Source organism: Microlunatus ginsengisoli, assembly GCF_039537205.1.
GTDB classification, from domain to species: Bacteria; Actinomycetota; Actinomycetes; order Propionibacteriales; family Propionibacteriaceae; genus Microlunatus; species Microlunatus ginsengisoli.
In genome coordinates this window covers 32,401-57,798 of sequence record NZ_BAABAB010000009.1, presented here as the reverse complement: position 1 = coordinate 57,798, position 25,398 = coordinate 32,401, and the positions used below count along the sequence as shown (strand labels likewise).

Here is a 25,398-nt window from a genome sequence, read left to right as displayed (position 1 = left end):
CAGATCGAGTGCTCGGCTGGATGGCCATGGTGGTCGGGACGAGACGCCCGGTCCAGTCGCCCGGCGCCGGCCGCCCGGCGGTCATCCCTGACGGGTGAGACGGTGTCGAGGGCGGTGCCGTCCGGCCAGGAACCCGGTAGGAATGGCGTGAGCGCTCTAAGCTGGCTCGCATGCCCGGTGTGCGTCTCGCGGCGGAGCCGTATGCCCCGCCGTACGTCGTCGCGGCGCCGCCACCGCCCGCGCATGCCATCGACCGGCCGGCCGCACTGGACGAGCTGGATAGTGCGGTCGGCGCCAATCGGGTCGTGCTGGTGATCGCGCCGGCCGGCTACGGCAAGACGACCACCCTGAGCGCCTGGGCCGCTCGCTCCGCCCGTCCGCTCGCCTGGCTGTCGCTGACCGCGGCCGACAAGCATCCGCAGCGCTTGGAGAGAGGGCTGCTCACCGCCCTCGAACCGTTGTGGCGAACGGGAGCTGCTCGTCTGGAGGACCTGCTCCAGCACCCGCTGCCGCTGCACCCCGCCGGCGATCCGGTGCTGGTTCTCGATGACGTCCACCTCCTCGGCCCGGCGGCGAGCGGCGTGCTGGGAACGCTGGTCGAGCGGGCTCCGGCCGGGCTCCGGATCGTGCTGTCGTCGCGCAGCCGGCCGCTGCTGCGGCTGCAGCGGATCAACGTCGCCGGCGGACTGGGCGAGGTGTCGATCGACCGGCTTGCCTTCTCCGCCGAGGAGGTACGGCTGGCGGCGGCACGACTGGACCGGCCGCTGTCGGAGGATCAGGCGACCAGGTTGCTCGGGCTGACTGCCGGCTGGCCGGTGGCCGTCCGGCTCGCGCTGTTGTCCGGCCCGGAGCCGAGCGGCCGGCTGGCCACCGGGGGACAGCTCCGGCTGGCCACCCTGACCGACTACCTGATCGAGGAGATCCTCGGCGACCTGCCGCCGGTGCTCCGCGATCTGCTGCTCGAGCTCTCCGTGTCCGACTGGCTGACTGGACGGCTGGCGATCGAGCTCTCCGGCGACGAGCTCGCGCCGGCGATGCTCGACGACGCGATCAGTCGTGGCCTCCCGCTGGAGCGCCGAGGAGACTTCCGCGGCGAGCCGGTCTATCGCTGGCACCCGTTGGTCGCCGAGCAGTGCCGGGTGCTGTTGCAGCGTCGGGATCCGCGGCTGGCCGACCGGTTACACCTGCGCGCGGCGCGCTTTCTCGCGAGCACCGATCCCGCCCTTGCCGCGCGGCACGCCCTGTCCGGCCGGTCACCCGAGCTGGCCGCCGAGATCATCCTCGGGCACTGGCTCGGCTCCGTCCTGCACGGCGACTTCGCCGTCCTGGAAGACATCTGCCGGCAACTGCCGCACCCATGGTCGGAGAACCCGGACATCGTCTCCGTCCTCGCTGCCTGCCGCAGCGCCGACGACGACCCCGTCCGGGCGGCGGAGCTGCGCCGCCGGGCCGGGCTGCTCGCGCTGGCCGGCGGACCCGAGGCCCGGGAACGACATCGCGTCACCGAGCTGCTCTCCGACCTGCTCGTGGCCGACGACGCGGAAACGCTCGTGCGGACCTGCGAGCAGGTCCGCGAGGTGCTCACCGACACCACGCTGCTGCATGGTGCCGAGCGGGCCTGCGCCTGGTTCCTGGTGGCCTTCGCCGATGTCAGGCTGCGCCGAGGTACGGCCGTCGGCGCGCTTCGCGAGGCGGCCGCCTTGAGCCGGGCGGAGGGTCTGGATGATCTTGCCGAGCGTGCCGTCGCGAACCTGGTGTTCGCGCTGGCCTTCGCCGGTGACTTCGCCGCTTCCGAGGCGCTGCTGGCCGAGTCCGCCCGGGACGAGAATGCGCGCTGGCGCCGCACCGAAGGCAGCCCCGAGTCGTTCGCCGTCGGCTGGATCAGCCTGTGGCGTGACGATCCGGACCGGGCCGCGGAGTTCTTCCGGCGCTGCATCGCGGCCGGTGGCGCGATGACCTCGTTCGCCACGATGGCACGGATCTGGTCGGCGTCGGTTGCCGCCGACAGCGACGACCCGGTGATCGTCCGTCGGGCCGAGGCCGCGTTGGACGAGGTCCGGAACACGACCGTGCAGGGTGTGCCGCTCAACGTCTACCGGGGGATGGCTCGGGCGCAGCTCGCCCTCGCCGCGGGGCGTCCGGATGCCGCCGTCGCGATCTTGGACGAGGTCCTTCCCGGGGCCGACAACATGCCGGCGACGCTGGCGTTCGCCGCCGAGACGTATCTGTCCTGTCACCGGCCCGACGCCGCCCGATCCTGCCTGGATGCCTTGCACACGGTCGATTCCGTGCCGAGCTACGTCGCCGTGGCCGCGCTGGTGGTCGAGGCCCTACTGGTGGTCGATCGCGCCGGAGCGGAGGACGGCCAGACCGAGCAGGTGCACGCGCTGCTCGAGCGCGCCCTCGCGCTCGCCTCACCCGGGCGGGTCCTCCATCCCTTCGTCCGCGCCGATCCGCGGCTGCCCGTGATCATGGCGGCGCACGCCCAACGGGGCAGTGCGCACGAGGAGATGCTCGCGGCCGTGCTCGGCCGGATCGCCGAGCGCCGGGCGGATGCGCGCCCGGTCCCCGGCCTCACCCTCAGTTCGCGCGAGCGCGAGGTTCTGGGATATCTCCAGACCGGGCTCAGCACCGCCGAGATCGCGGATGCGCTGTTCATCTCGCTCAACACGCTGAAGACCCATCAGCGCTCGATCTATCGCAAGCTCGGCGTCGCCAGCCGCCGCGAGGCGATCAAGGCGTCCCGAGACCCACGGCTCAGAGCGTCTGGCTGAGCAGATGATCACGGCGGGCGAGCAGCACCTCCACCGAGGCGGATGCCGTCCGCGGGCCCGGAACCGCCTGTCGGAGCTCGACGTGCACCTCGGCGTGCTGGCGGCCGGTCCGGGCGGCGACCTGCGCGACCAGCCGGTTGATGTCCTTGCGTAGCGTTTCCACCTCCCGCCAGGACGACGGCGCGCCGGTCGATTCCTCCTCGCGCAGGCCGGACGTCCGCCGGCGGAGCTCGACGTCGCGCGACGCCAGCAGCGCCGCGGTCTGCTCGGGCGTCAGCAGGCCAGGCAGTCCGAGGAAGTCGTCGGCCTCGGAATCCAGCGGCTGGACCGGCGCCGTGATCGCACGTCCGGCGTGCAGCACGTGCGCGAAGGCGGCCTCCGCCTCCAGCGGCGTGAACTCGTGCCCGCCCGGCTCGTTCTCCCGCTCCTCGACCTCGACCAGTGCGTCCAGATCGTCCTCCGGTCCGGCGATCCGGACGACATGGTCGCGCTGCTCCTCCAGCGCGGCCGCCAGGGCCAGCAACGGGCGTACGGCCGGAAGGAACACCGTCGCCGTCTCCCGCGGGCTCCTAGCCCGGACCACCCGACCGACCGCCTGGGCGAAGAAGAGCGGGGTCCGGTAGGAGGTGAGGAAGCCGAGCACCGCCGCGCGCGGGATGTCAACGCCCTCCGACACCATCCGGACACACACCGCGAGCCGCTGCGAGCCGTGCTCGAACTGGTGGATCTTCTTGCTGGCCTTGGGATCGTCGCTGAGAATGACCACCGGCTTCTCCCGAGTGATCTTGGTGACGATGGCGGCGTACGCCCGCGCGGCGTCCTGGTCGGAGGCGAGGATGAGGCCGGCGGCATCGGGCATGCCGGTCTCCCGCAGATGGCTGACCCGGTCGTCGATCGCCGCGATCACGTGCGCCACCCAGGCGCCGGCAGGATCGAGCGCGGTCCGCCAGGCGGCGTCCTCGACCGCGCGGCTGGAGTCCTCCCCGAGGTCGGCGGCCAGCACCTCCCCGGCAGAGCTCATCCACCGGCTGGTGCCCGCGTAGGCCGCGAAGACCACCGGCCGGACCACGTCGTCGGCCAGCGCCTCGCGATAGCCGTAGGTGTAGTCGGCCTCGCTGATCACCTCACCGAGGCCGGCGTCGCGGTAGGTGACGAAAGGGATCCGCTCGTTCGGGTTGGTCCGGAACGGGGTCCCGGTGAGGCTCAGCCGCCGACGGGCCGGGTCGAACGCCTCGTAGACCGCGTCACCCCACGACAGCGAGTCGCCCGCGTGGTGGATCTCGTCGAGGATGACCAGCGTCTTCTTCGCCTCGGTCCGCCGGCGGTGCAGCAGCGGCTTCGCCGCGACCTGGGCGTACGTCGTCACGTAGCCATGCGCGTCCGGCCGCACCGGTCCGACCGCGTTGGACAGGTTGGGGTCGAGGACGAGGCCGAGCCGGACGGCGGCGTCGGCCCACTGGGTGCGCAGGTGGTCCGTCGGCGCGACCACGATGACCCGCTCGATCACCCGCGCCGCCCGCAGCCTGAGGGCGAGGGCGAGCCCGAAGGTGGTCTTTCCGGCGCCGGGGGTCGCGGTGACGAGGAAGTCGGTCGGGGCCGCGGCCTCGTACTTCTCGATGGCCTCGGCCTGCCAGGCACGGAGGGGCATCGCTGCGGTCATTCGGGGGCACCACATCTTCGGATCGGGTCGTCGACTGCTCGGCCCGCCAGTCTCTCAAGTCGCTCCGCCGTCGCAAACTCGACACGTCCGACACGCCGCACGTTCCGCGCGGGACTTGTGCACCGGGGAAGCGCTCGGTATAATCGAAGACATGTTCGATGACGATCTCGATTCGGCGCTCGGACATCGGCGCTCGGACATCGGCGCTCGGAGACATCAGCGCTCGGAGGCGGCGCGCGCCTGGCCGAGCTCGTCGCGGACACTCATGCGCTGGCCAAGCTGTACGAGTGCCGCCGGCTCGTCATTGCCGCAGCCTGGGCGGATGCGCACGCCGATCCCGACGATCGGCCGGAACGCGCGGAGGACTCCCAAACGTCGCGGCGGACTCGGGCGGAAAACGAGGGCTTCGTCCAGCCAGGCGGAGCCGGCACTCCGCGGATCGCCGAGACCTGTCCGGCCGAGCTCGGCGTGCTTCAGCAGCTGTCCGTCGGATCCGCGCGTTGTCTGATCGCGGACGCCTTGGACCTGCGACACCGCCTGCCCCGGCTGTGGTCCCGGGTCGCCGCCGGCGAGGTGCACGCCTGGAAGGCCCGGCAGGTGGCGACCCGCTCGCGACACCTGGGCTCGGTAGCAGCGGCCGAAGTGGATCGGCTTGTCTGCCACCAACTCGAGCTCGTCTCGTCGGCACGCTTCGATCGGATCCTCGATGCGGCGATGCTCCACGTGGACCCGGTCCTCTATGGCCGGCGCGCCGAGGAGTCGCGGACTCATCGTGACGTCTGGGTCGGTGAGGCGGAACGCGGCCTCCGAACGCTAATCATCCGACCGGGTGGCGGATCTGTTGGCCGACGAGGGCGACGAAGATCCGCTCGGGGGCCCCGGCGGCCGACGCCGGGTCTCACGGACAGGTCTCGTCCGGATCCGGCCCCGCGGCCCACCGGCCGATGATCCGAGCGCACGTGCCGGCACGAGCGAAGAACCGCCGGTGGATCCTTGGAGCGACGGACCCGCCGGCGATCGGCCCGCTCCGCTCGACCGGCCGGCCGGACCGGACGGTCCTGCAACCGACGACGACGCGCGACAGCCACTCCTTCGCGACGGCGGGATCGAGCTCCGGCCGGTCACGCCTGCCGAGCGGGACGCGTCCCGGCCGCGGGCGCTGATCGTCTTCCACCTCACCGAGGAGGCGCTCCGGGCTGGTCGCGGCGTCGCGCGGACCGCGGCCGGAGCGATCACCGTCGACGAGCTTCGGCAGTTCCTCACCAATACCGACGCCGAGATCACCGTCGCGCCCGTGCTCGATCCGGCGGCTGTCGCCCCGATCGATGCGTACGAGATCCCGCCGCAGCTGCGCCGCGCCGTGGACACCCGCAATCCGGCAAGCGTATTCCCGTTCGGCGGCAGCCGCCCGGGCCGAACCGACCTCGACCACACCCGGCCCTATCGACGCGGTGGGCCGCCGGGACAGACGAGCGCCGACAACCTCGGACCGCTGACCCGGAGCGAGCATCGAGCCAAGACCGTCCGGCGCTGGACCGTCCGCCAACCGGCGCCGGGAACCTACCGCTGGCGATCACCGACCGGTTGGATCGCTCTGAGCACGAATCAAGGCACCCTCATGCTCGGAGTCGGCGCGTACGCCCGCCGGCTCTGGCGCGACGCCGGCCAAGAGGTTCACCCGGTCTCGGCCATCGAGCTCACCCGCGAATTCGCCCGAACAACACCGGAAGGGCCGAGCCGCCACCGCGGCGACCGGCGCCGCGTCCCCGGCGCCACGCGCGTCAGGACCGGCGCCGCTCCCGCCACCCCTCGACCGCGGTCTCGACGTCCACCGTCTTGATGAACACCACCGGACCCTCGACCCGGCGCGCCACCGCGTCGCGGATCCGGGTGTTCAGGTCCGCCACCAGCTCCCTGACGTTCCGCTCGTCGCGCTCCTCGTCCAGCCGGTCCGGCAGCTCCTCGATCTCCTTGCGCAGCGACAGCGACGTCGGCAGTGCGCCGCGGATGTCCTCCTTCTCCAGCTTCTGCCGGATCCACCAGTTCTCGTCCTGGCGACCGTTCAGCCCCGTGATCGGCTTGCCGGCGCCGGGCAGGTTGTCGAACTCGCCGCGTTCGATCGCCTCGCGGACCTGCCGGTCCACCCACGACTCGTAACGCTCGGCCATGGCCCGAGCCTAATCACCCGCAACAGCAGCGATGAGGCACGCTGGTGGGGTGGATCCGTGGACCGTCGGCATCGTCGTCGTCATCGCCGTCGGTGTCGTCGTGATCGTGCTCGGCGCGCTGTCGGACCGGCGCAAGAACCGGCGCGCGGCCCGGGAGATGCTGTCGCCGCCCGATCGTCCGATCCCGCGGTTCGCGCCGGAGACGCCGGCGCCGCACTACCTGTCCGAGTTGCAGGCGCGCCGCCGGCCCGGCGGCGCGCGGACGACCGAGCTCTCCGCCGCCGACCGCGACGAGCTCGCCCGCCGGCTCCGCGACCCGGATACCGTCAGCCTCCCGGCCGGCATGGTCTCACCCGACTTCATCACCGACCGGACCGCCGGCTGGGCCGTGCTCGATCGGCCGTACGTCCTCGTCTGCGCCGAGCCGATCACCACCGTTCGGGAGCTCATCACGCCGCTGGAGAAGGTGCTTCCGACCGGCCGCCCGGTCGTGGTCGTCGCGCCGGGGCTCGCCGGCGACGTTCGGTCCACCCTGGAGGTGAACGCGATCCAGCAGACCATGTCCGTGCTCGCGGTCGAGGCCGCGGGCGACGTCCTCACCCGGATCGCCGGACTGGTCGACACGACGCCGATTCCCCGCGCCGATCTGCAGTCCAGCTGGGTCGGTCTGGACCGGCTCGGCGGCTGTGATCGCTGGGTGAGCACTGCGACGACGAGTTACCTCCTCGACCGCCCGGACGTCGCGTGACCGACGACCACAACGGCCGATGGGCGTACGTGTGCGTCCTCACCCCGATCATCTTCGGCACGACCTATCTGCTGACGACCCAGTTCCTGCCCCCGAACCGTCCGCTGCTGGCCGCCACCCTGCGCTCGCTGCCGACCGGCCTCGTCCTGATCATCGGCGCCAAGCGGCCGCCCCGCACTTGGTGGCCGCGGTTCGCGATCTTGTCCGTGCTGTATTGCTCCGCCTTCTTCCCGCTGTTGTTCGTCGCGGCCTATCGGCTGCCCGGCGGCGTCGCCTCGGTGATCAACTCGCTGACCCCGATCGTGGTGGTGATCTTGTCGGTTCCCCTGCTGGGCAGGCCGATCCGGCCGCTACAGATCGTCGCCGGTCTGCTCGGGGTCGCCGGTGTCGCGCTGCTGGTGCTGCGCTCCACCGCCCGGCTGGACGCGGTCGGCCTGCTGGCCATGACCATCGTCGTGATCATGTACGGGGTCGCTACCGTGCTGACCAAGCGCTGGGGCCATCCGCCGGGGATGGGGGCCGCCGGCTTCACCGGCTGGACGTTTCTGCTCGGTGGGCTGACGCTGCTGCCGTTCACGCTGGTGTTCGAGGGCCTGCCGACCAGCCTGACGACGGTGAACGTCGCCGGCATCGTCTACCTTGTCGTGATCAGCGGCATCGTCGCGTACGGCCTCTGGTTCTGGGGCCTGGAGCGGCTCCCGGCGTCCTCGGTCACCTTCCTCAGCTTGATCAATCCGGTGGTCGCCGCTGTGCTCGGCTGGATCGTGCTCGACCAGACACTGAACTCCTGGCAGCTGCTGGGCGCGATGATCGTGCTGGTGTCGGTGGTGCTGGGTCAGGACTTCGTCGCCCGCCGCCGCGTCCGTCAGTCGTAGCCCAGCTCGTGCAGCCGCGCGTCGTCGATCCCGAAGTGGTGCGCGATCTCGTGCACCACGGTGATGTGCACCTCCTCGCGGACGTCTTCCGCGGTCTCGCAGATCGCCAGCGTCGGCAACCGGTAGATGAAGATCCGGTCCGGCAGCACTCCTCCGTAGCCCGTGCCCCGCTCGGTCAGCGGGATCCCGTCGTACAGGCCGAGCAAGCCGGGCTCGTCCGGCGGCGGTGCGTCCTCCACCAGGATCACGCAGTTGTCGATGAGTGCCGCCAGGTCGGGCGGCAGCTCGTCCAGCGCGTCGGAGACCAGCAGCTCGAACTCCGCCTCGCTCATCATCATCTGGTCGATGATACGAACGCCCGCAACCCGGAGGCGTCCGCCGACGGCTACCCGTTTGAGCGCGCCCCACCCTCCGCCCTATAGTCGTCGGGTCTGACCGGTCCCCATCGTCTAGCGGCCTAGGACACCGCCCTTTCAAGGCGGCAGCGCGGGTTCGAATCCCGTTGGGGATACTTTCAAAAGTGGCCCTGACTAGGCGAGACGATTGGAGAGGCCACACGCGCGTCCATCGACGTGGTCCTCAGGGCCTCATCAGGGCCTCGTGTCTTCGCCGCCAAGTAGGGCGTCGAGACGACTGACGGCCGCGTCGGTGTCGTCCTCGAAGAGGCCGCCGTATCGGGTCAGGGTGAAGGCGACGCTGTGATGTCCGGCCCACTCCGAGACTTCCCGGACGTTGCAGCCGGCGGCGACCAGGATGGCGACGAAGCTGTGGCGCAGGGTGTGGAAGGTCACGTCGGGCAGGCCGGCGGCTTTCGCGGCGGGCCGCCAGACCTGCCTTGCGAAGGTGGCGCGGTAGAGGGGGCCGCCCCGTGATGCGGTGAAGACCACGGCGCCGGGCTCCGGACCGACGTACAGGCGCAGATGGTCTTCGAGTTGTCGCATGACCGCGCGGGCAACGGGCACACTGCGCTTCGATCGCCGGGTCTTGGGCTCGTTGCCGAGGGTGATCTTGCCGTGAACCTCCACGGCGGTGCTGGTCACGATGATGCGGGAGCGGCGGCCGTCGATGCTGGCCCGGGTGAGGCCGGCGGCCTCACCCCAGCGCAGGCCGCCGAAGGCACCGACGAGGACAAGGGCACGGTAGCGGGCGGGCATCGCTTCGACGAGGTCCTCCACCTCGGATTGGGAGAGGAATCGTGGAGCCTTGGCGCGTTCGGATGGCAGCGGAACCTTGGTCGCAGGGTTGTGCGTCAACCGGCCGTCGGAGACCGCGGCTTCGAGGCAGCTCCGCAGTGCGAACACCGCCTTGCGTGTTGTGGCGGGGGAAAGATCTGCGACCAGCATCTCGGTCACCCAGCCACGAACGGCAGCATTGCTGATCTTGATCAAAGGCAACTTGCCGAACTTGGGGAGGACCTGCGCGCGCATTGTGGTCTCGAGCCGCGCTCGAGTAGTGGCGCGCAGGTCGTGCCGAGTTTCGATCCAGTCGCTGGCCCAGTGATCGAGGCGGATCTCGCCACGTCGGGGGTCGCGCCACGTACCGCCAGCGAGCTCGGTCTCTACTTGCGCCTTGCGACGCTCCGCATCACCGGCACGTTTGAAGGTCTCACCATGCTCTACTCCCGCCCAGTCGCGGTAGCGCACACGATATCGGGTGACCGTTCGCACACGGCCGGAGGAGTCCTTCACCTGAATTGTTCTCCGCTGGATGTTGGCCACATCAGCGCCCGGCAGCGTGTTGTTGATCGGTTTGCGATTCGAGCCAGGCCTCGACGGCAGATCGGCGATACCGCACGTAGCGGCCGATGCGGTAGCCGGGCGGGCCTTCCCCGCGGCATCGCCAGCCGTAAAGCGTATTGACCGGGATCCCGAGCATCTCCGACAAGTCCGCCATGGTCATCAGACGGTCGGAGCTTTCGACGCTCACCGCCATCCTCCGGGAAGCTCGGCGGGTTCAGGCCGGACTGGAGCCACCCAAGTGTCGACGTTTGGTAGCGGAGTGACGCCGCGAACTGGACGCCAGATCCGGTGGACGGCTTGGTCGTTGGTGGGCTCACTCGGATGGCTGATGCCGTCCCTGTTGGTTGGATCTTGCTTCATGGGACCTCCTCGACCGAGCTGTGACTTGTCTGCCTGGCTCCTGTTCGGAGCGCTATTCCAGCGTCCATCAATAACTGTGGACAACTCCAGCCCACACCGAGGACACCTGCGGACATCTGTTACGCCTTCTTGTCCACAATCAATGGTAACCTCAGTTATGACCAACTATAGGTTGCGCGGCGCGATGCTGAACGCTGGTCTGACTGCGTCCGCCCTTGCTGCGGCCGTGCAGGTGGATCCCAAGAGTGTCACGCGCTGGATCTCGGAGGATCGGATGCCGTATCCGGTGACTCGCACGAAGGTGGCTCAGGTCCTGCAGCAGGAAGAGACGCTACTGTGGCCATCCTTGCTCGAGGACGCCGAAGCGTGTGCCGTCGCCGCATCCGAAATTGAACGGGTCTGGCCAATGCGGAGCTCAATCCGCAGCGAGACCTGGCACGCGTTGTTCTCTCGGGTAACTGAGGAACTCGACATATTGGTATATGCCGGGGCGTTCTTGATCGAGACTCTTGATCTTGCTGACGTCCTCGAATGGAAGGCGTCCAAGGGCACCCGGGTCCGCGTCATGGTAGGTGACCCGCGAAGCGCCGCCGTACGCGCCCGCGCTGAAGAGCTGTCTTTGGAGTGGCTGCCACAGCGGTGCCAGAGCACGCTTGATCACCTGCGTCGCGTGAACGGCATTTGCGTTCGCTCCCACGGTGCCACCCACTACGCAAGCCTCTTCCGCTTCGACGACATCCTGCTCGCCAACACGCACGCAAACGGGGTGTGGGCGTGCCATTCGCCGGTACTTCAGCTGCGTAAAGCCAACTCCAACAGACTATTCACCTTCTACGCGGATTCGTTCACTGCTGTCTGGCGGCGTTCAGGGCCGCCACGAGATTGATCTACCGGTCGCAGCGGTTAGTTCGGGGGCGCGGCGGCCGCCGGGCCACTCGCGGAGCAGGTGGGATCGCGGAGCAGCTCTGGCTCGACCTGGCCGACCCTTCTCGTTTTGAAGGTTGCGGCCTGGATGTCGACCGTGCGTGCCAGGCGTGAATGCGGTGCAAGTACAGGCATCGGATGACGCGATACGCACGCTGCGGGCACGCCACGGGCACACACTGAGCCCGATCAACGTCGGACTCAAACGCCCGGCCGGGTCGACCGGCGAAAGGCAGATCAACGGCGGCCGCCACCTTCGCCACCCTCGTCGGCACCAGTCCCAAGACCCCAATCTCTCGCCGCCGCCGGGCATCACGCGGATCCTGGTCGGCGACTCATACCTGAACATTCCGCGGCCCAGTTCACCAGCCGCCTACTCGGCCAATGGGCCGCTCACGCGCAGGTCCGGATGATCGTCGGTTCGACGTCCGCAGCGGCCTGGCCGTGCCGGCGGGTTTCATCGAGCTCGACGAAGCTTGGACGTTCCTCGACGGCGGCGCGGGCGAGATGGACCGGCTGGGGCGGGTGGCCGGCTCGCAGCAGGCGCTCGCCTGTCTGTTCACCGTCGCCCCCGATCGGAACTGCCGCGGCGGTCCCAGCACCCTGCTTGCGAAGGGGCCGGCAGTACAGCTCGCGGCCGGCCATTTTGACGGCCCCTACGACCACGGAGCGACGGCGCTACCTGACGACCACGGGCGGCGCCGCCGGGGTCTACTCGAAAATGGCTCAGCTAAGCGACGACCGAGTCAAGAATCGATGCGTCGGCCCTTGGCCGGCAGCCGGCCCGGGCGAATCAAGGAAGCGGCTGGCGGTGGCTCCGGGCGGTCTGCTGGCAGTCGGCCCACTGAGTGAGCTCGTCGGCCAGGTCGCGAGCGGTCTGCGGCGTCAGGCTCGGAGCGCCCTGTGTGGTCACGACTTGGAGACGCTGATTCTCGGTGACCAGCGTGAGTTCGTGACCGGCCTCGTCCTGCACGGTGATCGTGTGTGCCCCATTGCGATGTACATGTGTACTCACGACAACTCCCCAAGTCGTTCCTGACACAGTTGAACGCGCGCGCGTGTGCCGTGATGCACGTTCGGCGCAAATAGGCCCCAAATCGTGACCTGGCTTGCCAGTGAACGGTGGCAAGCCGTGGCGCTGTCAAGTTCTAGCCCGGCGCTGTGACTGTGGTGAGGGTGGCGGTCGACATGGCAGCACCGGGCTCCACCCCGATCGCCACCGGAGACCTGTCAGCGAACCACCTTCACCCTGAGCGGGGCCCCGCCCAGGCCCGGCCACCTATACTCCGGCCATGAGAGCGCTGGTGACCCTCCTGACAGTTACGCTCGCAGCGCTGTTCTTCGGGCCGACTACTGCCCAAGCCGCTTCGCCGACGCCCGGGACCGGGACCAATACCAAGGACGCGGTCCGGTCCCTCGAATCCGTTGGCTATGACATCTCCTGGCCGCAGTGCGGAAAGACATTGCCGACCGGTCAGGCTTTCGCCGTCGTGGGCGTGAACGGTGGCACGGCCGCCAATACGAATCCGTGTCTGTCCAGCCAGTTGAAGTGGGGATCCGCATCGGTCGGCGGCTCCTCCCAACCCAAGTTGCACCTCTACGTCAACACCGCCAACCCCGGTGAAGTCATTTCGCAGATCACCACCTGGCCGACGAACAACAACGACAGCACCGGATTCACGACCGCCAACCCGTACGGGTCGTGCGGGGGCGGCAACGACCTGCCCTGCTCCTGGCAGTATGGCTGGAACCGCGCCGTCCAAGATCACGTCGATCGGTTCGCGCCGGCGGCGCGGGCAGCAGCGGTCAGCGACCGAGCCTCGGATTACGTCTGGTGGCTCGACGTCGAGACCTCGAACACCTGGCAATCAGGTTCGGCCGCAGCGTTGCAGCGCAATGCCGCTGCACTCGAAGGCATGACCGCCTATTTCACATCCACCCATGGCGCGGTCGGCCTGTACTCCACGGCTGCCCAGTGGAGCAGCATCGTCGGCACCGTCGACCCGGCAAGCAACCTGAACGACCGGCCCAACTGGCGACCCAGTGGTTCCACCGTCGCCAACGCCAAAACCAACTGCTCGTTGGCACCACTGACAACCGGCGGCTTCATCTCCCTCACGCAGTACGTCCAGCACGGCTGGGACAAGAACTATTCCTGCATGTAATCCCGCGGGTCGGTCGAAACAGTCACCTGACGGCACGAGCCAACGCCTGGCAGATGCCGCACCAATCGGGCACCAGGCTGTCACCGAACGCACCGAGCCTGCTCTTGGACCTGGTGCTGGGCCGGTCCCGGGATGCCCGCGCCCTCCTGACTCGAGCGCAGCACGGCGACGCCTTCGGCCACCGGGGTGTGTCAGTGACATGGAAGCCCGGCGTGATGGTGCCGGGTGAGGGAGCGATGTCGGGAGTCGAGCCCAGCGCGAGAGGCCGTCTGCTTGGAGCGCTGCCCTGCTATGTGATGCGTAGCGAGCTCGGGCGTGCTACCTCATGTAGTCGAACGGGCTCGGTCCGTTCGGGCTGCTCTTGACAGGCCAAAGCCGCTCGGCAGCAAACCACTCCTGGACGAACCGGTCGGGACCGTCGTTGCTTTCCAGACGTATTGACGAGCGCTCCACTTGTAGCTGCGCCTTCGCCACTCCAGCACCAGGCCCTGCTTGGGTGCGTCGTGCGGATGTGCGCCCCGGATCCATACGTGCCGGGTCGAACGCGGACGCGGTCAGTCCCGATCCTTGCGCAGGTTCGACACGCAGGTTCGACACAGTACCCAGATTAGAACACGTGTACGGATGCGAGCCAGCCAATGTATGTCAGTTCGCAGCCGGCTCGCCGTCTTGATCAACGGTGTCCCGGGTGGGGCGGGCGAGCGGTGAGAAGGGGCGGGAAGTTCACGTTGAGGACGCAGAACTCGTTGCCCCATGGGTCCTGCAGCACCCAGAATGCGTAGCCCCGTTCTTGTTGGTGATCGTGGCGGCTGGCGCCTATCGCTTCCAGCCGACGGACCTCTGCTTCGACGTCGTCGCTCTCGAGGTCGAGATGCATGCGTTCCTTGTGGGTTTTTGGATCGTTGGTGCGCTGAAGCAGGATGCGTATCTCGGAGTCGGGGAGCCTAAGCCGGCGGTACACGGGTCGGCTGTTGGCCGACAGTTCTTCCTCGGTGGCGTCCAGGGCGGCGGCCCAGAACGCGACACCTTGGTCCAGGTCGTCGACGTCGATCACGAAGTGGCAGAGCCGGCTGCGGTGACTCACGCGGTCGCCGGTTCCCGGTCGATCAGGTTCTGGACGACCTGGTGGGCCTGCTCGCGGTTGCGGGCGAGGGATCCCCAGCCGGTGACGACCTGGCCGTCGTAGCTCATGCCGACCCAGCGTCCCCAGGCGCGGTCTCCGTGGGGGTGGAGGGCGAGGTAGAGCGTTCCTTTGGATCGCACAGCCTGGTCGGTGGAGCGGTACCAGCCGAGCAGGGCCTCGTTGTCCCAGAGTCTCAGCTCGCCTTGCCACCGATAGCTGCCTTCCGCAACCGGAACTGCGCGGTCGGCGACGAGCTGCAGAATCTCACCGCGTTGGTTGATCTGCAGAGCGTGGATATCGATCCTAGGCAGGCCCTCCTTCCAGGTCTGCCAGCCGGCCCACCACTCGCCGGAGAGGTCGAGGTCGTAGCTGACCTGACCCGCGAGCTGGGTGAGCGAGATCCCCAGCGCATCGGCCAGGGTCACGGCCGCGGCGAGCACCGGCTGCTGTTCACCGGCCTCGTAACGCGCCAGCTGGCGCAGGCTGACCCCCGCCCGCTCGGCCAGCTGGGCCTGCGAGAGTCCGAGCGCCGTCCGTCGCCCCCTGATGACATCGGAGAAGTCCACCTCGTCATCGTCCCTGCCTGAACCGGCACACGCAAATTTGACACATTCGTCCTACCGAGTGTCGTTTCAGTCTTGACTGCGCCTGTCTCGTCATCTAGTGTGCCTAAAAAGTCCAATCACGAGGGAGTGGCCAGTATGGGTGTCAGCGGTCCGTACCAGGTGCAGTGCGTCGAGTTGTTCCCGCAAGGCCTCGGGGCGATCGGCGACGTGGGCCGGTGCCATGAACTCGGCGGCTCGCCGGAGAATCGGGGGCAAGCACGGGACAAGACGACCGGTCTGCCGTTGTGGACCGTGGAGGTCGTGGATTTCGATCCGGCCACGCGATCGGAGTCGCGCACGTTTCGTGTGACCATCGCGGCCGCGGTGCGGCCGGTACTGCCCGATCCGCTCCCGGGCACGCCCGTCCGCCCGGTGATACTGGAGGGGCTGACCGTGGCCATGTACGTCACGAGATTCGCGAAGCTCGGGTACTCGCTGCGGGCGACTGGCTTGTCACCGGTGCTGGGTGACTCTAAGCGGGCGGCCTGATCAGAGCCGGATCGGCTGGCTGATCACGTCCGCAGGCTGGACCGCTCGTCATTTCAACTCGAGTTGGCGGCGTTGAGGCACAGCGCCGGCCGAGTTGTCACTCTCGTCCTCTCAAGCTGAGGAGGGGCGCGCCTCGTTCGCCGTAGTCGGCGGTCGCTCCAGACCCTGGTCGTCCGTGGGCTGTCTCACGGGTGGACGCCGTGGTCGGCCAGGATTCGGATGGGGTCGACGGGGGTGCCGTCGATGCGGATTTCGTAGTGGAGGTGGGCGCCGCGTGGTCCGGCGGGGATGACGTGGCCGGTGTAGCCGGACCGGCCGATTATCTGGCCGGCGCGGATGGTTTGGCCGACGCGGACGTCACGTTGGGAGAGATGGGCGTAGTACACCTTCATGGCCGGGTTGCGCGTGTCGCGGATGACGATGAGGTTGCCGTAACTGACATAGCGGCCGCCGCGTCGGAGGGCTTCGCTGCGGATCACGGTGCCGCTGTCTGTGCTGGCTACGGGGGTACCAGCGGGGACCGGAAAGTCCTGGCCCGTGTGGCCGGCATAGCAGCCGAAGCCGCAGCCGACCCGGTAGTTGCCCGGGGGGAGCGGCATCGACCACTCCCCGGCCGACAGCGGCGGCCGCTCGGTGGGCGGGAGGCCGGTGCCGCGGGTGCCGAACACGCTGACGTGGACGTGGTCGTAGTGCAGCGAGGTGTCGTCGTTGCGGCCGGTGATGCTCGCGTAGTTCCGCCAGCCTTCGCTGTCGCGGTCGATGTTCCAGATTCGCGCCGCCCAGATCACGTAGTGCACGCCGAGCTGGGCGTGGTGGTCCCGCATCCACCGGGCGATCTGCCAGCCCAGCGCAACACCTGCCGGGGTGCGGTGGTCGGGAATCATCAGGTCGACGGCCCGGCCGGTCTGGTGGTCGTCGTCGGTGTTGGCCGGCCGATCCCCCACCCCGTACACCGTCTCGATCGCGGGGAAGGCGGCCTTGGCGCAGCGCAGCACTCGCAGCGCGTCCGGGGTCAGACCGTGCTCGGCCGGCAGCCCGCTGGCCGGACAGGACCCCAGCTGGCCGTCGCCGGCACCGCTCGCGTCCGGGCAGGCCTGGGAGACGCTCAGATCCTCGCCGGCCGCGACAGTCCCCCCAAGTCGTTGGACGAGGTTGCGGGCGGCAGCCTCCCACTTCGCATAGGCGGACGGGAAGGCCGATCTCTGGACGGCCTGGGCGGCGTCGGCGACCGACAGCTGCTGCCAGCCGGGAATGTCGACCAGGCCCCGGTTGTGGGTGTGGGCGGCGACCCCGTAGAACGCCTGGGCGGCCAGGTGCGGGTTCCGGATCTGCGCCGATGTGCCCCACCCGGCGGACGGCCGTTGCTGGAAGATGCCCTCCGAGTCGCGGTCGCCGTAGCCGAGGTTCCGGATCCCGGACTCCTGCAACGCCGCCGCCAGAGCGACCACCCAGCCGTAGGCCGGGAGCCGGTGCGTCTTGCCTTCGAAGATCACGACCGCCGCGTTGCTGACCTGCTCCCCGGTAAGCGTCATGGTGGTTCCCGGCCGGGCACCCGGCACCGTGACCGGTCCCGGCAAGGTCTGCGGCCTCGACCCGGCATAGGCGGTGGCCTGCGCACCGAGGTCGTCGACGACCGCGGCCGCTCCGCACTGGTTCAGCACGGCGACGCCTGCCTGACGGGTCGCGACCGCGATCACCAGCACCACCGCCACCAAGCCCGCAGTCAGACCCACCACCCATCGCGGCATCACCGCCCGGCCGGCCCCTCAACACAGGCCGCGCTACACCGGTGCGACGACAACCCGCACGTCAACGACAACCCGGGCGTCGGCGACAACCTGACGACGTCGCTGACGGAGGCCGACACACCCTTCTTCACGATTGGATACTATAGTTACCAGTTCGGACTGCTTACAATCCTGATGTAGCGAGATTGTTTCGAGGGATGGTGCGGTCAGTCGTTGGGGTCGGGGTCGAGTCCTTCCATGATCCGGATCTGGTCGAGGAGGCCTTCGAGGTGTTTCAGCCCGCGCGGGCTGACGCCCTGCGCGCGTTGCATGAGGTGTTTGATCTGGTCGTTGCGCAGCGCGGTCAAGGTGACGAGCTCGGCGTTGATGGTCTCCTCGGTGTTGGTGTCGAAAAAGTAGCTGAGCGGCACCCCGAACAGTTCGGCCAGGGCGGCGAGGAGCCGCGCGGACGGGTTGTCGCGGCGGTTGGCCCGCAGGTGGGACAGGTGAACCCCGGACACGGTAACCCCGTACGCGGCGAGAGCCTCGGCGGCGGTGTCGTTGGAGTACCGCCCCGACCTGGTGGGGGCCGGGGTGGTGGCGAACAGGTGGTTCAGCTTGTCCGCCAACCCCGGAATCCCCTCACCCGACGCCATCACACCTCCACTCCCACACGTCGACCCGGCCGTTCTGGTTCCTGTGGTTACGCCACATCGCGCTCAGCATGGCACAGATCCGGACGACTGAGCCGAGATTTCTGTCCACAGGTTGCCGTGGTGCTGGAATTCTGTCCACCCCTGGTGCTATAACTTTCGTTACCAGTATTTCTGTCGATGACTACCGCAGGAGTGAGCGATGGTGGGAGCGGTCACCGAGACACCCGCCCCGGTCGGGTACGGCGCCCGGCCGGTGTCGGTCCAGCTGATCCGGGGCCGGACCCTGACCCAGGCATCGGACCGGCCGGTACCGGGCCGGGTTGTCGTGGCACCACCGATCCCGGCCCGGGATCCGAACGCCGCCGACCGGTTGTCGTTGAAGCACTGGCCGCGCGGACATCGGATCCTGGTCTGCTCACTGACCGGCGGCACCGGCCGGACCACCATTGCCGCACTGATCGCCGTCACCCTGGCCGGGCAGCCGTACGCGGCCCACTGGCCGGCCGCCCTGCTCGTCGACGGCGACCCGCGCCGGTTCGACCCCGCCTGGCCGCCACACATCGATCGATCCGAACTGGCCCCAGGTGCGTTCGGGTCGCAGGTCTGCCGGCAGTCGACACCGGCCGGATACGAGGTACTTCATCTGTGCGATCCGGGCCGGGGGCTACGTCGGTGGGACGTGTCATCGGCGGCGGTGGCCGCCGTGGAGAACAACTACGGCCCGGTGATCATCGACAACCCGTGCGGGCTGCCCAGCGAATCCCTCTGGACGAGGACCACTGGTTGCTCGGTGGTGCTGGTCGTGCGTGCCGACCGGGACAGTCTCACTACGGCCGCTCAAGCGCTGGTGTGGATGCACGACCGGCACCAGGTGAGCAAACATCAGGTGATCGTGGTGGTCAACCGTGGCGTCGGCGCCCGCACCGGCCGGTTCATCGCGGCCGCATCAGCGCTCGCCATCCGCTGCCACGGGCTGCACCAGCTGCCCGCCCATCCCGGACTGGGACCCGGCCTCACCCCGCCGTACGCCCGGCCGGTGCCCGACCGGCTCCGGCTCCGGCTCGCCCAGATCTGCCTCGACATCTGGCACACCACCCAAACCACCGACACCGACCGAGACGCTCGGCCCGATCGGGCCGACCAGCCCCAGGAGAACCGATGACTGCCATCCCCCGCACCGTTCGTCTCGCCGCCGGCCTGGTCGCGGCCGCACCATCGGCGCTGACGCCGGCACTGGCCTGGGCCGCGCCGACCGACCCGCCGCCGAAGAAGGTTGTCGACGGTCCCGATTTGGCCGCCGGCGCCCGGAACGCTCCCGGCGCGGCCGCGATCAGCGACCTGATCAACACCATCGGCTTCTACGCCATCATCGCCTGCCTGATCGGGCTCCTACTGTCCGGACTGATCCTGGTCATCGGACCCCGGCTCGGCTTCGACCGGGCCAGCACCGTCGGCAAGATCGGCATCTTCGCCGCCCTCGGCGGCGCCTTCCTGATCGGCATCTCCGCCACCCTGGTGAACTTCTTCTACAACGCCGGCGCCTGAGATGACCCGAAGGGACCGCCATGACCGCCCGCCCGAACCGGAAAATAGTCGCCCTCGCCGCTCTCGCCGCCCTCGTCGTCGTGGCCGTGATCGCCGTCGCGGCCTACCGACTCGGCCAAGACACCACCAACGCCCCCGCTCCATTCGGCACGCCAACCCCGTCGACCACAGCCTCCGGCTCCTCGCCGTCCCCAGCACCGGGATCGCCGTCGACTGGATCCTCACAACCTGGGCTGCCGCAGGGCCCCGCCCGAGCCGGTGAAGGCGGACGAATGACCGGACCCGCCGGACTACCCCTCGGCTACGACCACACCCAGACCGGCGCGGTCCAAGCCGCCACCAACTACCTCACCTGGATGAACTCCATCCGTATCAAAGATAAGAACACCGCCGACGCCATGGCCACAGCCACGGCAGCAGACCATAAGACCCGCGCCGCGATGATCGAATCCTTCGACCTGCTGCGAACCGGACTCGACAACGTTTCCGACGCCCAGACAGAGCCCACTCGCGGTGCGTATGCCGTTCAGCACTACGACGGCGCGAGTGCGTCGATCTACGTTTGGGCACCGTACGTTTTCACACAGTCCGGTCATGCGAGCCAGCTTTGGAGCATCTTCGAGATCCGACTCGATTGGGTTGATGGGGACTGGAAGCTAACGAAGGCGCTGGTCAGCCGCATCGGCGGCACGGCCGTCGACCCGGCAGATCCGACAGGCAATCCATCGTCAGCGGAGAAGCAGTCGATTCTCAGTCGCACGCCCGCCGACCCTGGCGAGATCACCGACTCCGCTGAGCAAGAGTGGCTCGAATATGCCAATGCAGCCCGGTAGTCGGCGAACAAGTCGCACGCTTGCGACGCTGCTAATGAGTGCTGCCCTTGCGGTCGCGACCGCGGTAGCACACCCCTCACTGGCAACCGCCCAACCGACGACGGAAGAGCGTCGGCAGGTTGCGACCGAGGTAGCAGAGTCGTTCTGCCACAACGTTCCGACCATGCCGCCACTTCCCAAGACCGTCGATCTGAGGAAGCTCTGCGTCTCGGCTTTGGTGGAGAACATAGACCCCGAAGGCAACAACAGTGGAACACGCGCAGCCTGCGTCGCAGCTCTGCCGCTAGCCGCAAAACCTCTGGCCCAGGCATGCGCCCAAGTTGTTGATCAGCTGTTGGATCCGGCGCGGAAAGTGTTTCTGGATCGAGTGGTACCGGCGATTGAACAGTTGGCGTGTGTGGCGAAGGCCCCGGCTGCGTTTGATTGTCTGGCGCAGCAGGTGCATGTGTGGTTGAAGCAGTCGATCGTCTCGTTGTGGCACGGGCTGGTCACGGTGCTGACGACGGACACGGAGGCGATCAAACTCCTCCAGGGCTGGCACCACGCCGGGATCGTCTCGCTGTATCAGGACGTGGGCAGCCTGGCCGCGATGGTGCTGCTCGGTCTGATGATCGTCTCGTTGATCATTTCGATCGTCCGGTTCGACTTCCGCCATTTCGGGTCCACCCTGCTCGGGGTGGTGATGTGGGGCATCTTCTGGGCGTCCGGGGTGACGATCGCCGTGTTGTTGATCAAAGCATCCGACGGTGCCGCGCGTTGGCTTGCCGGGTCCCCGGACGCCACGGGTCGGACCGATCTGGACAAGGCCGGCGTCGAGTTCGGTCGGTGGATCGACTACATCACCGCCGCACCGGGCCCTGGTGCGGGTCTGGCGGTGCCGACGTATCAGACCGGGTCGTTGACCGGTTTGTTGGTGTGCTTGTTGTTGGTGATCACGATCGTGGTCGCGATCGTCACCTTGTTGATGCGGAACATCGCCCTGCTGCTGTTGATCATCTTGTTGCCGTTGACGTTGGCGGGGAGTGCCGGTCCGGCGTTGACCCGGTCCTGGTTGAACGCGGCGATCCGCCTGTTCGTGGCGTTGCTGCTGGCGAAACCGTTGATCGTGGTCGCGGTCCGGCTCGGCGCCACCCTGGTCGCCGTCCCCCGGGCCGGGGAGCCGCAGGCCACGTTCACCGACGCCCTGCTCGGGGTGTCGATCATCCTGCTGGCCGGGCTGTTGCCGGGCGTGATCTACCGGTTCTCCGGCGGGCTGATGACCACCCAGGCCGGCACGGCACCACGCGCCTCGGCCGGGTTCAGCGAGCAGGCCGGACAGGCGGCCACCTCCGCCGCCGACTCGGCGTGGGCGCTGGCGCAGATGAATGCCATGCCACCCCTCTACGCTAAAACCACCACCACCGGCGCCGGCGCCGGTGCCGGTTCGGCCGCCTCCTCGGGGGCGGGGTTGCGGGCCGTTCCGGCCGCCGCCGTTCCGGTCGGTGCGGTGGTCGCGGCGGCGTCGGTGGTGGGTGGGGCGGCGGAGTCGGGTGGTCGGTGGCTGGCCGGGCACGCCGCCACCGCCGGCGGCGTCCTGGGCGACGTGGAGCCACCCCGGATCCCGGCCCCACCCGTCCCCCGCCACCGCTACCCCACCACCACCGGGCCGGCGTCCGGCCGAACACCCACCCCGCTGCAGACGCCGGCCCACGATGCCGACCCGGTCACGATCACCATCACCCAAACCGAACAGCCGGGCACCCCCCGCACGCAGCTTCCGGGAAGTCCCCCGCCGTTGATCATTCCCGGCCAGGTCGAACCCGACGCGACCGACCTTCCGTCGCCGCCGCGGGCGCTGCCGCCGGCCGGAGACGACCCGTCATGAGCGGACTCGTCGTGGTGAGGGGGTTGTGGTGAGTGTGCCGCGGGTGCGGTTCGGGCCGCGGGAGTCGCGCGGTTGGCTGTTGGGGATGACAACCGCCCAACTCGTGCTGGTCGTGGTGGCGGTCTTCACGAGCCCCCGGATTCTCGATACCTCGCTGCCGGGCTGGGTGCGGCTGGCCTGGGTCGCCGTGGCCGCCGGCTGTTTGACGGTGGCGTTTCTGACGATCAAGGGCCGCACGATCGTCGACTACCTGCCGGTGGTCGCCAACTTCTGGCTGCAACGAGCGACCGGTCAGGACGTGTACCGGGGCGGCCCGTTCCGGCTCGGCGACATCCAGGCGGCGGCAGGTTTCGTGCTGCCCGGCGACCTCGGCCATTTGCAGCTCCTCTCCTACACCCTCAACCCCACACCCACCGCCGTTGGCGATGTGACCGACGGTGCGGTGGTGGCGGTGGTGCACGACCCGGCGGCGAAGACGTATACGGCGGTGTTGGCGGTGGAGGGGTCGACGTTCGCCCTGCTGGAGTCGTCGATGCGCGGCTCCCGGGTCGAGGCGTGGGGAACCCTGCTGGCCCAGTTGTGTTCGGAGAACGGTGTGATCGCCCGGCTGCAGGTGCTGGAACGGACCGTCCCGGATTCGGGTGACCGTTTGCGCCGGGACTGGCAGCGCCGCGGCATCCACGACGGATCCCTGCAGGCCGCCAACTACGAACAGCTCCTCGCCGCGGTCGACGGGTCGACGATGGCACATGAGTGTTTCGTCGCCATCTCCATCGACGCCCGCAAGGCCGGGTCGGAGATCCGGCAGGCCGGCGGCGGCCACACCGGCGCGGCCGCCGTCCTGGTCCGGGAGGTCGACACGATCGCCGACGGCCTCCACGCCGCCGGGGTCCGGGTCGAGGGCTGGTGCCCACCCCGGCTGCTCGGGGAGATCATCCGCACCGCTTACGACCCCGCCGCCCGCCGACTCGTCCACCGCCGCGGCGGCTCCCCCACCGACCCGCAAGGCGGCGACCCCGGCCTGGCATCCGGGGTTGATCCGGCCGTGTGCGGGCCGATCCGGGCCGAGAACGCGTGGTCGTACTACCGGACCGACAGTGCGGTGCACCGCTGCTGGTGGATCCTGCAGTGGCCCCGCCAGTATGTCGACGCCGGGTTCCTCTCCCCACTGTTGCTGGGTGCGGTCCACCGGCGCACCGTGTCGGTGATCTTGGAACCGTTGACACCGACCAGGGCGAACCGGCGCGTCACCCTGCGCCAATCCGGGGTCACCTCCGAAACAGCGCTGCGGCACCGGTTCCGGCGCCGCACCACCCGCCGACACGAAGTCGAAGCCTCCGATGTGGACCGGCGCGAAGCCGAACTGGTCGCCGGCCACGGCCTGTACCGGATGATCGGCTACCTCACCACCACCGCCGACACCCTCCAACAACTCGAAGCAGCATCCGGGGAGATCGAAGCCCTCGCCCAACGCTGCCAACTCGAACTGGCCCGACTCTCCGGCGAACACGACCAGGCCTTCGCCATCGCCGCCCTCCCCCTCGCCCGAGGACTCCACTAATGCACCCCCAACCATCGATGCACCCCGAATCACCGATGCAGCCCGAACCGACGCCGGCACCCGGTCGGAGCGACCGGCTGTCGCGGACGCCGTGGCGGCATCCGCCGACACCGGCTGCGAGTCCGTCGCTGGGTGAGACGGCGGCCGGGTTGGATGTGGCACCTTTCGGCCGTGGCCCGGCCGGCCCTGCGGCGGGGCGGGTGTTTCACCGGTTGCGTCTGCGGGCGCAGGAGGAGACCACCGCCCAGGTTGCCGGCTGCTACCCGTTCGTGGCCGAACGCGGTTTCCATGCCGACGGCGCCTACATCGGCCGCGACCGGTACACCCGGGGCGCGTTCCGGTACGACCCGTTCGCCCTCTACCGGGCCGGGGAACTACCCAACCCGAACGTCGGCATCTTCGGCACCATCGGCTCCGGCAAATCCTCCCTGATCAAAACCATGGCCATACGGCTGTTGGCGTTCGGGGTCCGGTTCGTCGTCCCCGCCGACACCAAAGGCGAAATGGTCCCGATGGCCCGGGCGGTCGGCGCCACCGTGGTCTCCCTCGGCCCCGGCATGGGCACAGCACTCAACCCGCTGTGGGCGCCGCCGAAACCGGACCGGATGCCCGACCGCACCTACATCGAACTGGTCGAACAGCAACGGCTGCTGCTGCTCACCGCATTGGGCGCCACCGCGTCCGGCCGGGCGTTGACCGCCCGCGAGGAGACCGGGATCGAACTCGCCCTCGCCCAGCTCACCCGCGGAGCCGACCGGATCGGCCCGGCCCGGATGCGGCAACCCACCCTGGCCGAGTTCGCCGACCTGCTGCTCAACCCCACCCCAGCCATGGCCGCCGCCGTCCCCATCCCACTACCGGTGCTCGCCGGCGACTGTCTCGATCTGGGGCTGCGGTTCCGGGCCATGATCAAAGGCTCCCTGAAGGGCGTGTTCGACGGCGACACCGTGAACGTGGACTGGACCCGGCCCGGGGTGGTCATCGACATCTCCCGGATCCGCGCCTCCGACGCCGGGGTCGCGTTGACCATGACCTGCGGCCAGGCCCTGGTCGACCAGATCCTCACCTTCACCGACCACCAATGGCTACGCATCCTCGACGAATGCTGGCGCCAGATCCGCTACCCCCACATCGTCCGCCGCATCTCCGAAGGCCAGAAACTCGCCCGGGGCGACGACGTCACCACCGGATCCGCCACCATCATCTCCCTGCACCGGATCTCCGACCTGGCCGGCGCCGACCCCGACGTCCGCGACCTCGCCCTCGGCCTCCTCGCCGACTGCTCCACCCGGATCCTGTACAACCAGGCCGACGACCAGATCCCCACCACCCGCACCGCGCTCCATTTGACCGACATGGAAGCCGACCTGCTCCCCAAACTCCCCCAGGCCACCGCCCTGTGGAAGATCGGCCAACGCTCCTTCCTCGTCGACCACACCGTCCTCAAAGACGGCCACGAATGGCACCTCATCCAAACCGACTCCCGGATGGGCACCACCCCCACGCACGGACAGCCCGACAAGCCCGGCGACCTCGGCGCGGATGCGACCCCCGCGGACTCGGGCGAGGGGGTGGCCTGACG

At 68.9% G+C, this 25,398-nt stretch carries 25 protein-coding genes and 1 tRNA gene; 15 read left to right on the top strand and 11 right to left on the bottom strand.

Annotated features, from left to right (window positions below):
• The first annotated feature begins 170 nt into the window (after window positions 1–170).
• On the top strand, window positions 171–2,774 hold the full coding sequence (locus ABD747_RS06605; protein ID WP_344802633.1) for a LuxR C-terminal-related transcriptional regulator: 2,604 nt from the start codon (window positions 171–173) through the stop codon (window positions 2,772–2,774).
• On the opposite strand, the gene ABD747_RS06600 is transcribed toward ABD747_RS06605, so the two are convergent.
• Window positions 2,758–4,422 carry a DEAD/DEAH box helicase gene (locus ABD747_RS06600; protein ID WP_344802631.1) on the bottom strand — a complete coding sequence of 555 codons (1,665 nt, stop codon included), beginning with the start codon at window positions 4,420–4,422 and terminating at the stop codon, window positions 2,758–2,760. The two genes, ABD747_RS06605 and ABD747_RS06600, sit on opposite strands and share 17 nt — an antisense overlap.
• A 252-nt stretch (window positions 4,423–4,674) precedes the next feature.
• On the opposite strand from ABD747_RS06600, the gene ABD747_RS26675 reads away from it, so the two are divergent.
• Together ABD747_RS26675 and ABD747_RS06590 are read left to right on the top strand one after the other, a co-directional pair.
• Window positions 4,675–5,382, top strand: a complete 708-nt coding sequence (locus ABD747_RS26675) for a DUF222 domain-containing protein (protein WP_425562497.1) — start codon at window positions 4,675–4,677, stop codon at window positions 5,380–5,382.
• Between the two features lie 37 nt (window positions 5,383–5,419).
• Complete coding sequence (locus ABD747_RS06590; RefSeq protein ID WP_344802627.1) at window positions 5,420–6,274, top strand: HNH endonuclease signature motif containing protein; 855 nt, start codon at window positions 5,420–5,422, stop codon at window positions 6,272–6,274.
• On the opposite strand, the gene ABD747_RS06585 is transcribed toward ABD747_RS06590, so the two are convergent.
• Window positions 6,216–6,602: a DnaJ family domain-containing protein gene (locus ABD747_RS06585; RefSeq protein ID WP_344802625.1), complete on the bottom strand. Its 387-nt coding sequence runs from the start codon at window positions 6,600–6,602 to the stop codon at window positions 6,216–6,218. The genes ABD747_RS06590 and ABD747_RS06585 overlap by 59 nt on opposite strands.
• A 49-nt stretch (window positions 6,603–6,651) precedes the next feature.
• Here ABD747_RS06585 and ABD747_RS06580 point away from each other — a divergent pair, with 49 nt between their 5' ends.
• Both ABD747_RS06580 and ABD747_RS06575 read left to right on the top strand, forming a co-directional pair.
• Window positions 6,652–7,350, top strand: coding sequence for a hypothetical protein (locus ABD747_RS06580; RefSeq protein ID WP_344802623.1), 699 nt, complete (start codon window positions 6,652–6,654; stop codon window positions 7,348–7,350).
• A complete protein-coding gene (locus tag ABD747_RS06575) occupies window positions 7,347–8,225 on the top strand; it encodes an EamA family transporter (RefSeq protein ID WP_344802621.1) in 879 nt (292 codons plus the stop codon). Before ABD747_RS06580 ends, ABD747_RS06575 begins: the two co-directional genes overlap by 4 nt.
• Here the strand turns inward: ABD747_RS06575 and ABD747_RS06570 are convergent.
• Window positions 8,216–8,563, bottom strand: coding sequence for a metallopeptidase family protein (locus ABD747_RS06570; protein ID WP_344802619.1), 348 nt, complete (start codon window positions 8,561–8,563; stop codon window positions 8,216–8,218). The two genes, ABD747_RS06575 and ABD747_RS06570, sit on opposite strands and share 10 nt — an antisense overlap.
• A 100-nt stretch (window positions 8,564–8,663) precedes the next feature.
• Between ABD747_RS06570 and ABD747_RS06565 the strand changes: the two genes are divergently transcribed.
• A tRNA-Glu gene (locus ABD747_RS06565) sits at window positions 8,664–8,736 on the top strand.
• 79 nt (window positions 8,737–8,815) lie between these two features.
• Here ABD747_RS06565 and ABD747_RS06560 read toward each other — a convergent pair.
• The gene (locus ABD747_RS06560) at window positions 8,816–9,943 is read right to left on the bottom strand and encodes a tyrosine-type recombinase/integrase (protein WP_344802617.1); all 1,128 of its coding nucleotides are present in this window, start codon (window positions 9,941–9,943) and stop codon (window positions 8,816–8,818) included.
• Window position 9,944: 1 nt separating this feature from the next.
• Complete coding sequence (locus ABD747_RS06555; RefSeq protein ID WP_344802614.1) at window positions 9,945–10,157, bottom strand: helix-turn-helix transcriptional regulator; 213 nt, start codon at window positions 10,155–10,157, stop codon at window positions 9,945–9,947.
• Window positions 10,158–10,481: 324 nt separating this feature from the next.
• On the opposite strand from ABD747_RS06555, the gene ABD747_RS06550 reads away from it, so the two are divergent.
• On the top strand, window positions 10,482–11,210 hold the full coding sequence (locus ABD747_RS06550; RefSeq protein ID WP_344802612.1) for a helix-turn-helix domain-containing protein: 729 nt from the start codon (window positions 10,482–10,484) through the stop codon (window positions 11,208–11,210).
• A gap of 431 nt (window positions 11,211–11,641) precedes the next feature.
• Here the strand turns inward: ABD747_RS06550 and ABD747_RS06545 are convergent, their stop codons facing one another.
• Complete coding sequence (locus ABD747_RS06545) at window positions 11,642–11,893, bottom strand: hypothetical protein (protein WP_344802610.1); 252 nt, start codon at window positions 11,891–11,893, stop codon at window positions 11,642–11,644.
• Window positions 11,894–12,041: 148 nt separating this feature from the next.
• Window positions 12,042–12,263, bottom strand: coding sequence for a hypothetical protein (locus ABD747_RS06540; RefSeq protein ID WP_344802608.1), 222 nt, complete (start codon window positions 12,261–12,263; stop codon window positions 12,042–12,044).
• 277 nt (window positions 12,264–12,540) lie between these two features.
• On the opposite strand from ABD747_RS06540, the gene ABD747_RS06535 reads away from it, so the two are divergent.
• Window positions 12,541–13,413, top strand: a complete 873-nt coding sequence (locus ABD747_RS06535) for a hypothetical protein (protein ID WP_344802606.1) — start codon at window positions 12,541–12,543, stop codon at window positions 13,411–13,413.
• Between the two features lie 673 nt (window positions 13,414–14,086).
• On the opposite strand, the gene ABD747_RS06530 is transcribed toward ABD747_RS06535, so the two are convergent.
• Both ABD747_RS06530 and ABD747_RS06525 read right to left on the bottom strand, forming a co-directional pair.
• Window positions 14,087–14,467, bottom strand: coding sequence for a VOC family protein (locus ABD747_RS06530; protein ID WP_344802604.1), 381 nt, complete (start codon window positions 14,465–14,467; stop codon window positions 14,087–14,089).
• 26 nt (window positions 14,468–14,493) lie between these two features.
• On the bottom strand, window positions 14,494–15,102 hold the full coding sequence (locus ABD747_RS06525) for a helix-turn-helix domain-containing protein (RefSeq protein ID WP_344802601.1): 609 nt from the start codon (window positions 15,100–15,102) through the stop codon (window positions 14,494–14,496).
• 135 nt (window positions 15,103–15,237) lie between these two features.
• On the opposite strand from ABD747_RS06525, the gene ABD747_RS06520 reads away from it, so the two are divergent.
• Window positions 15,238–15,630, top strand: a complete 393-nt coding sequence (locus ABD747_RS06520; RefSeq protein ID WP_344802599.1) for a hypothetical protein — start codon at window positions 15,238–15,240, stop codon at window positions 15,628–15,630.
• A 185-nt stretch (window positions 15,631–15,815) separates the two neighbouring features.
• On the opposite strand, the gene ABD747_RS06515 is transcribed toward ABD747_RS06520, so the two are convergent.
• Both ABD747_RS06515 and ABD747_RS06510 read right to left on the bottom strand, forming a co-directional pair.
• Window positions 15,816–17,366, bottom strand: a complete 1,551-nt coding sequence (locus ABD747_RS06515; RefSeq protein ID WP_344802597.1) for a M23 family metallopeptidase — start codon at window positions 17,364–17,366, stop codon at window positions 15,816–15,818.
• A 218-nt stretch (window positions 17,367–17,584) separates the two neighbouring features.
• Window positions 17,585–18,013 carry a hypothetical protein gene (locus ABD747_RS06510; protein WP_344802595.1) on the bottom strand — a complete coding sequence of 143 codons (429 nt, stop codon included), beginning with the start codon at window positions 18,011–18,013 and terminating at the stop codon, window positions 17,585–17,587.
• 199 nt (window positions 18,014–18,212) lie between these two features.
• Between ABD747_RS06510 and ABD747_RS06505 the strand changes: the two genes are divergently transcribed.
• From ABD747_RS06505 to ABD747_RS06480, 6 genes are all read left to right on the top strand, one after another.
• On the top strand, window positions 18,213–19,175 hold the full coding sequence (locus ABD747_RS06505; RefSeq protein ID WP_344802593.1) for a MinD/ParA family ATP-binding protein: 963 nt from the start codon (window positions 18,213–18,215) through the stop codon (window positions 19,173–19,175).
• A complete protein-coding gene (locus ABD747_RS06500) occupies window positions 19,172–19,558 on the top strand; it encodes a hypothetical protein (protein WP_344802591.1) in 387 nt (128 codons plus the stop codon). The genes ABD747_RS06505 and ABD747_RS06500 overlap by 4 nt, the downstream gene beginning before the upstream one ends.
• A gap of 272 nt (window positions 19,559–19,830) precedes the next feature.
• Window positions 19,831–20,391: a hypothetical protein gene (locus ABD747_RS06495; RefSeq protein WP_344802589.1), complete on the top strand. Its 561-nt coding sequence runs from the start codon at window positions 19,831–19,833 to the stop codon at window positions 20,389–20,391.
• Between the two features lie 451 nt (window positions 20,392–20,842).
• On the top strand, window positions 20,843–22,255 hold the full coding sequence (locus ABD747_RS06490; protein WP_344802587.1) for a hypothetical protein: 1,413 nt from the start codon (window positions 20,843–20,845) through the stop codon (window positions 22,253–22,255).
• A gap of 25 nt (window positions 22,256–22,280) precedes the next feature.
• Window positions 22,281–23,816 (top strand): SCO6880 family protein, encoded by a 1,536-nt coding sequence (locus tag ABD747_RS06485; protein WP_344802585.1) that lies wholly within the window; start codon window positions 22,281–22,283, stop codon window positions 23,814–23,816.
• A gap of 200 nt (window positions 23,817–24,016) precedes the next feature.
• Window positions 24,017–25,396: a hypothetical protein gene (locus tag ABD747_RS06480; protein ID WP_344802583.1), complete on the top strand. Its 1,380-nt coding sequence runs from the start codon at window positions 24,017–24,019 to the stop codon at window positions 25,394–25,396.
• Window positions 25,397–25,398 lie beyond the last annotated feature (2 nt).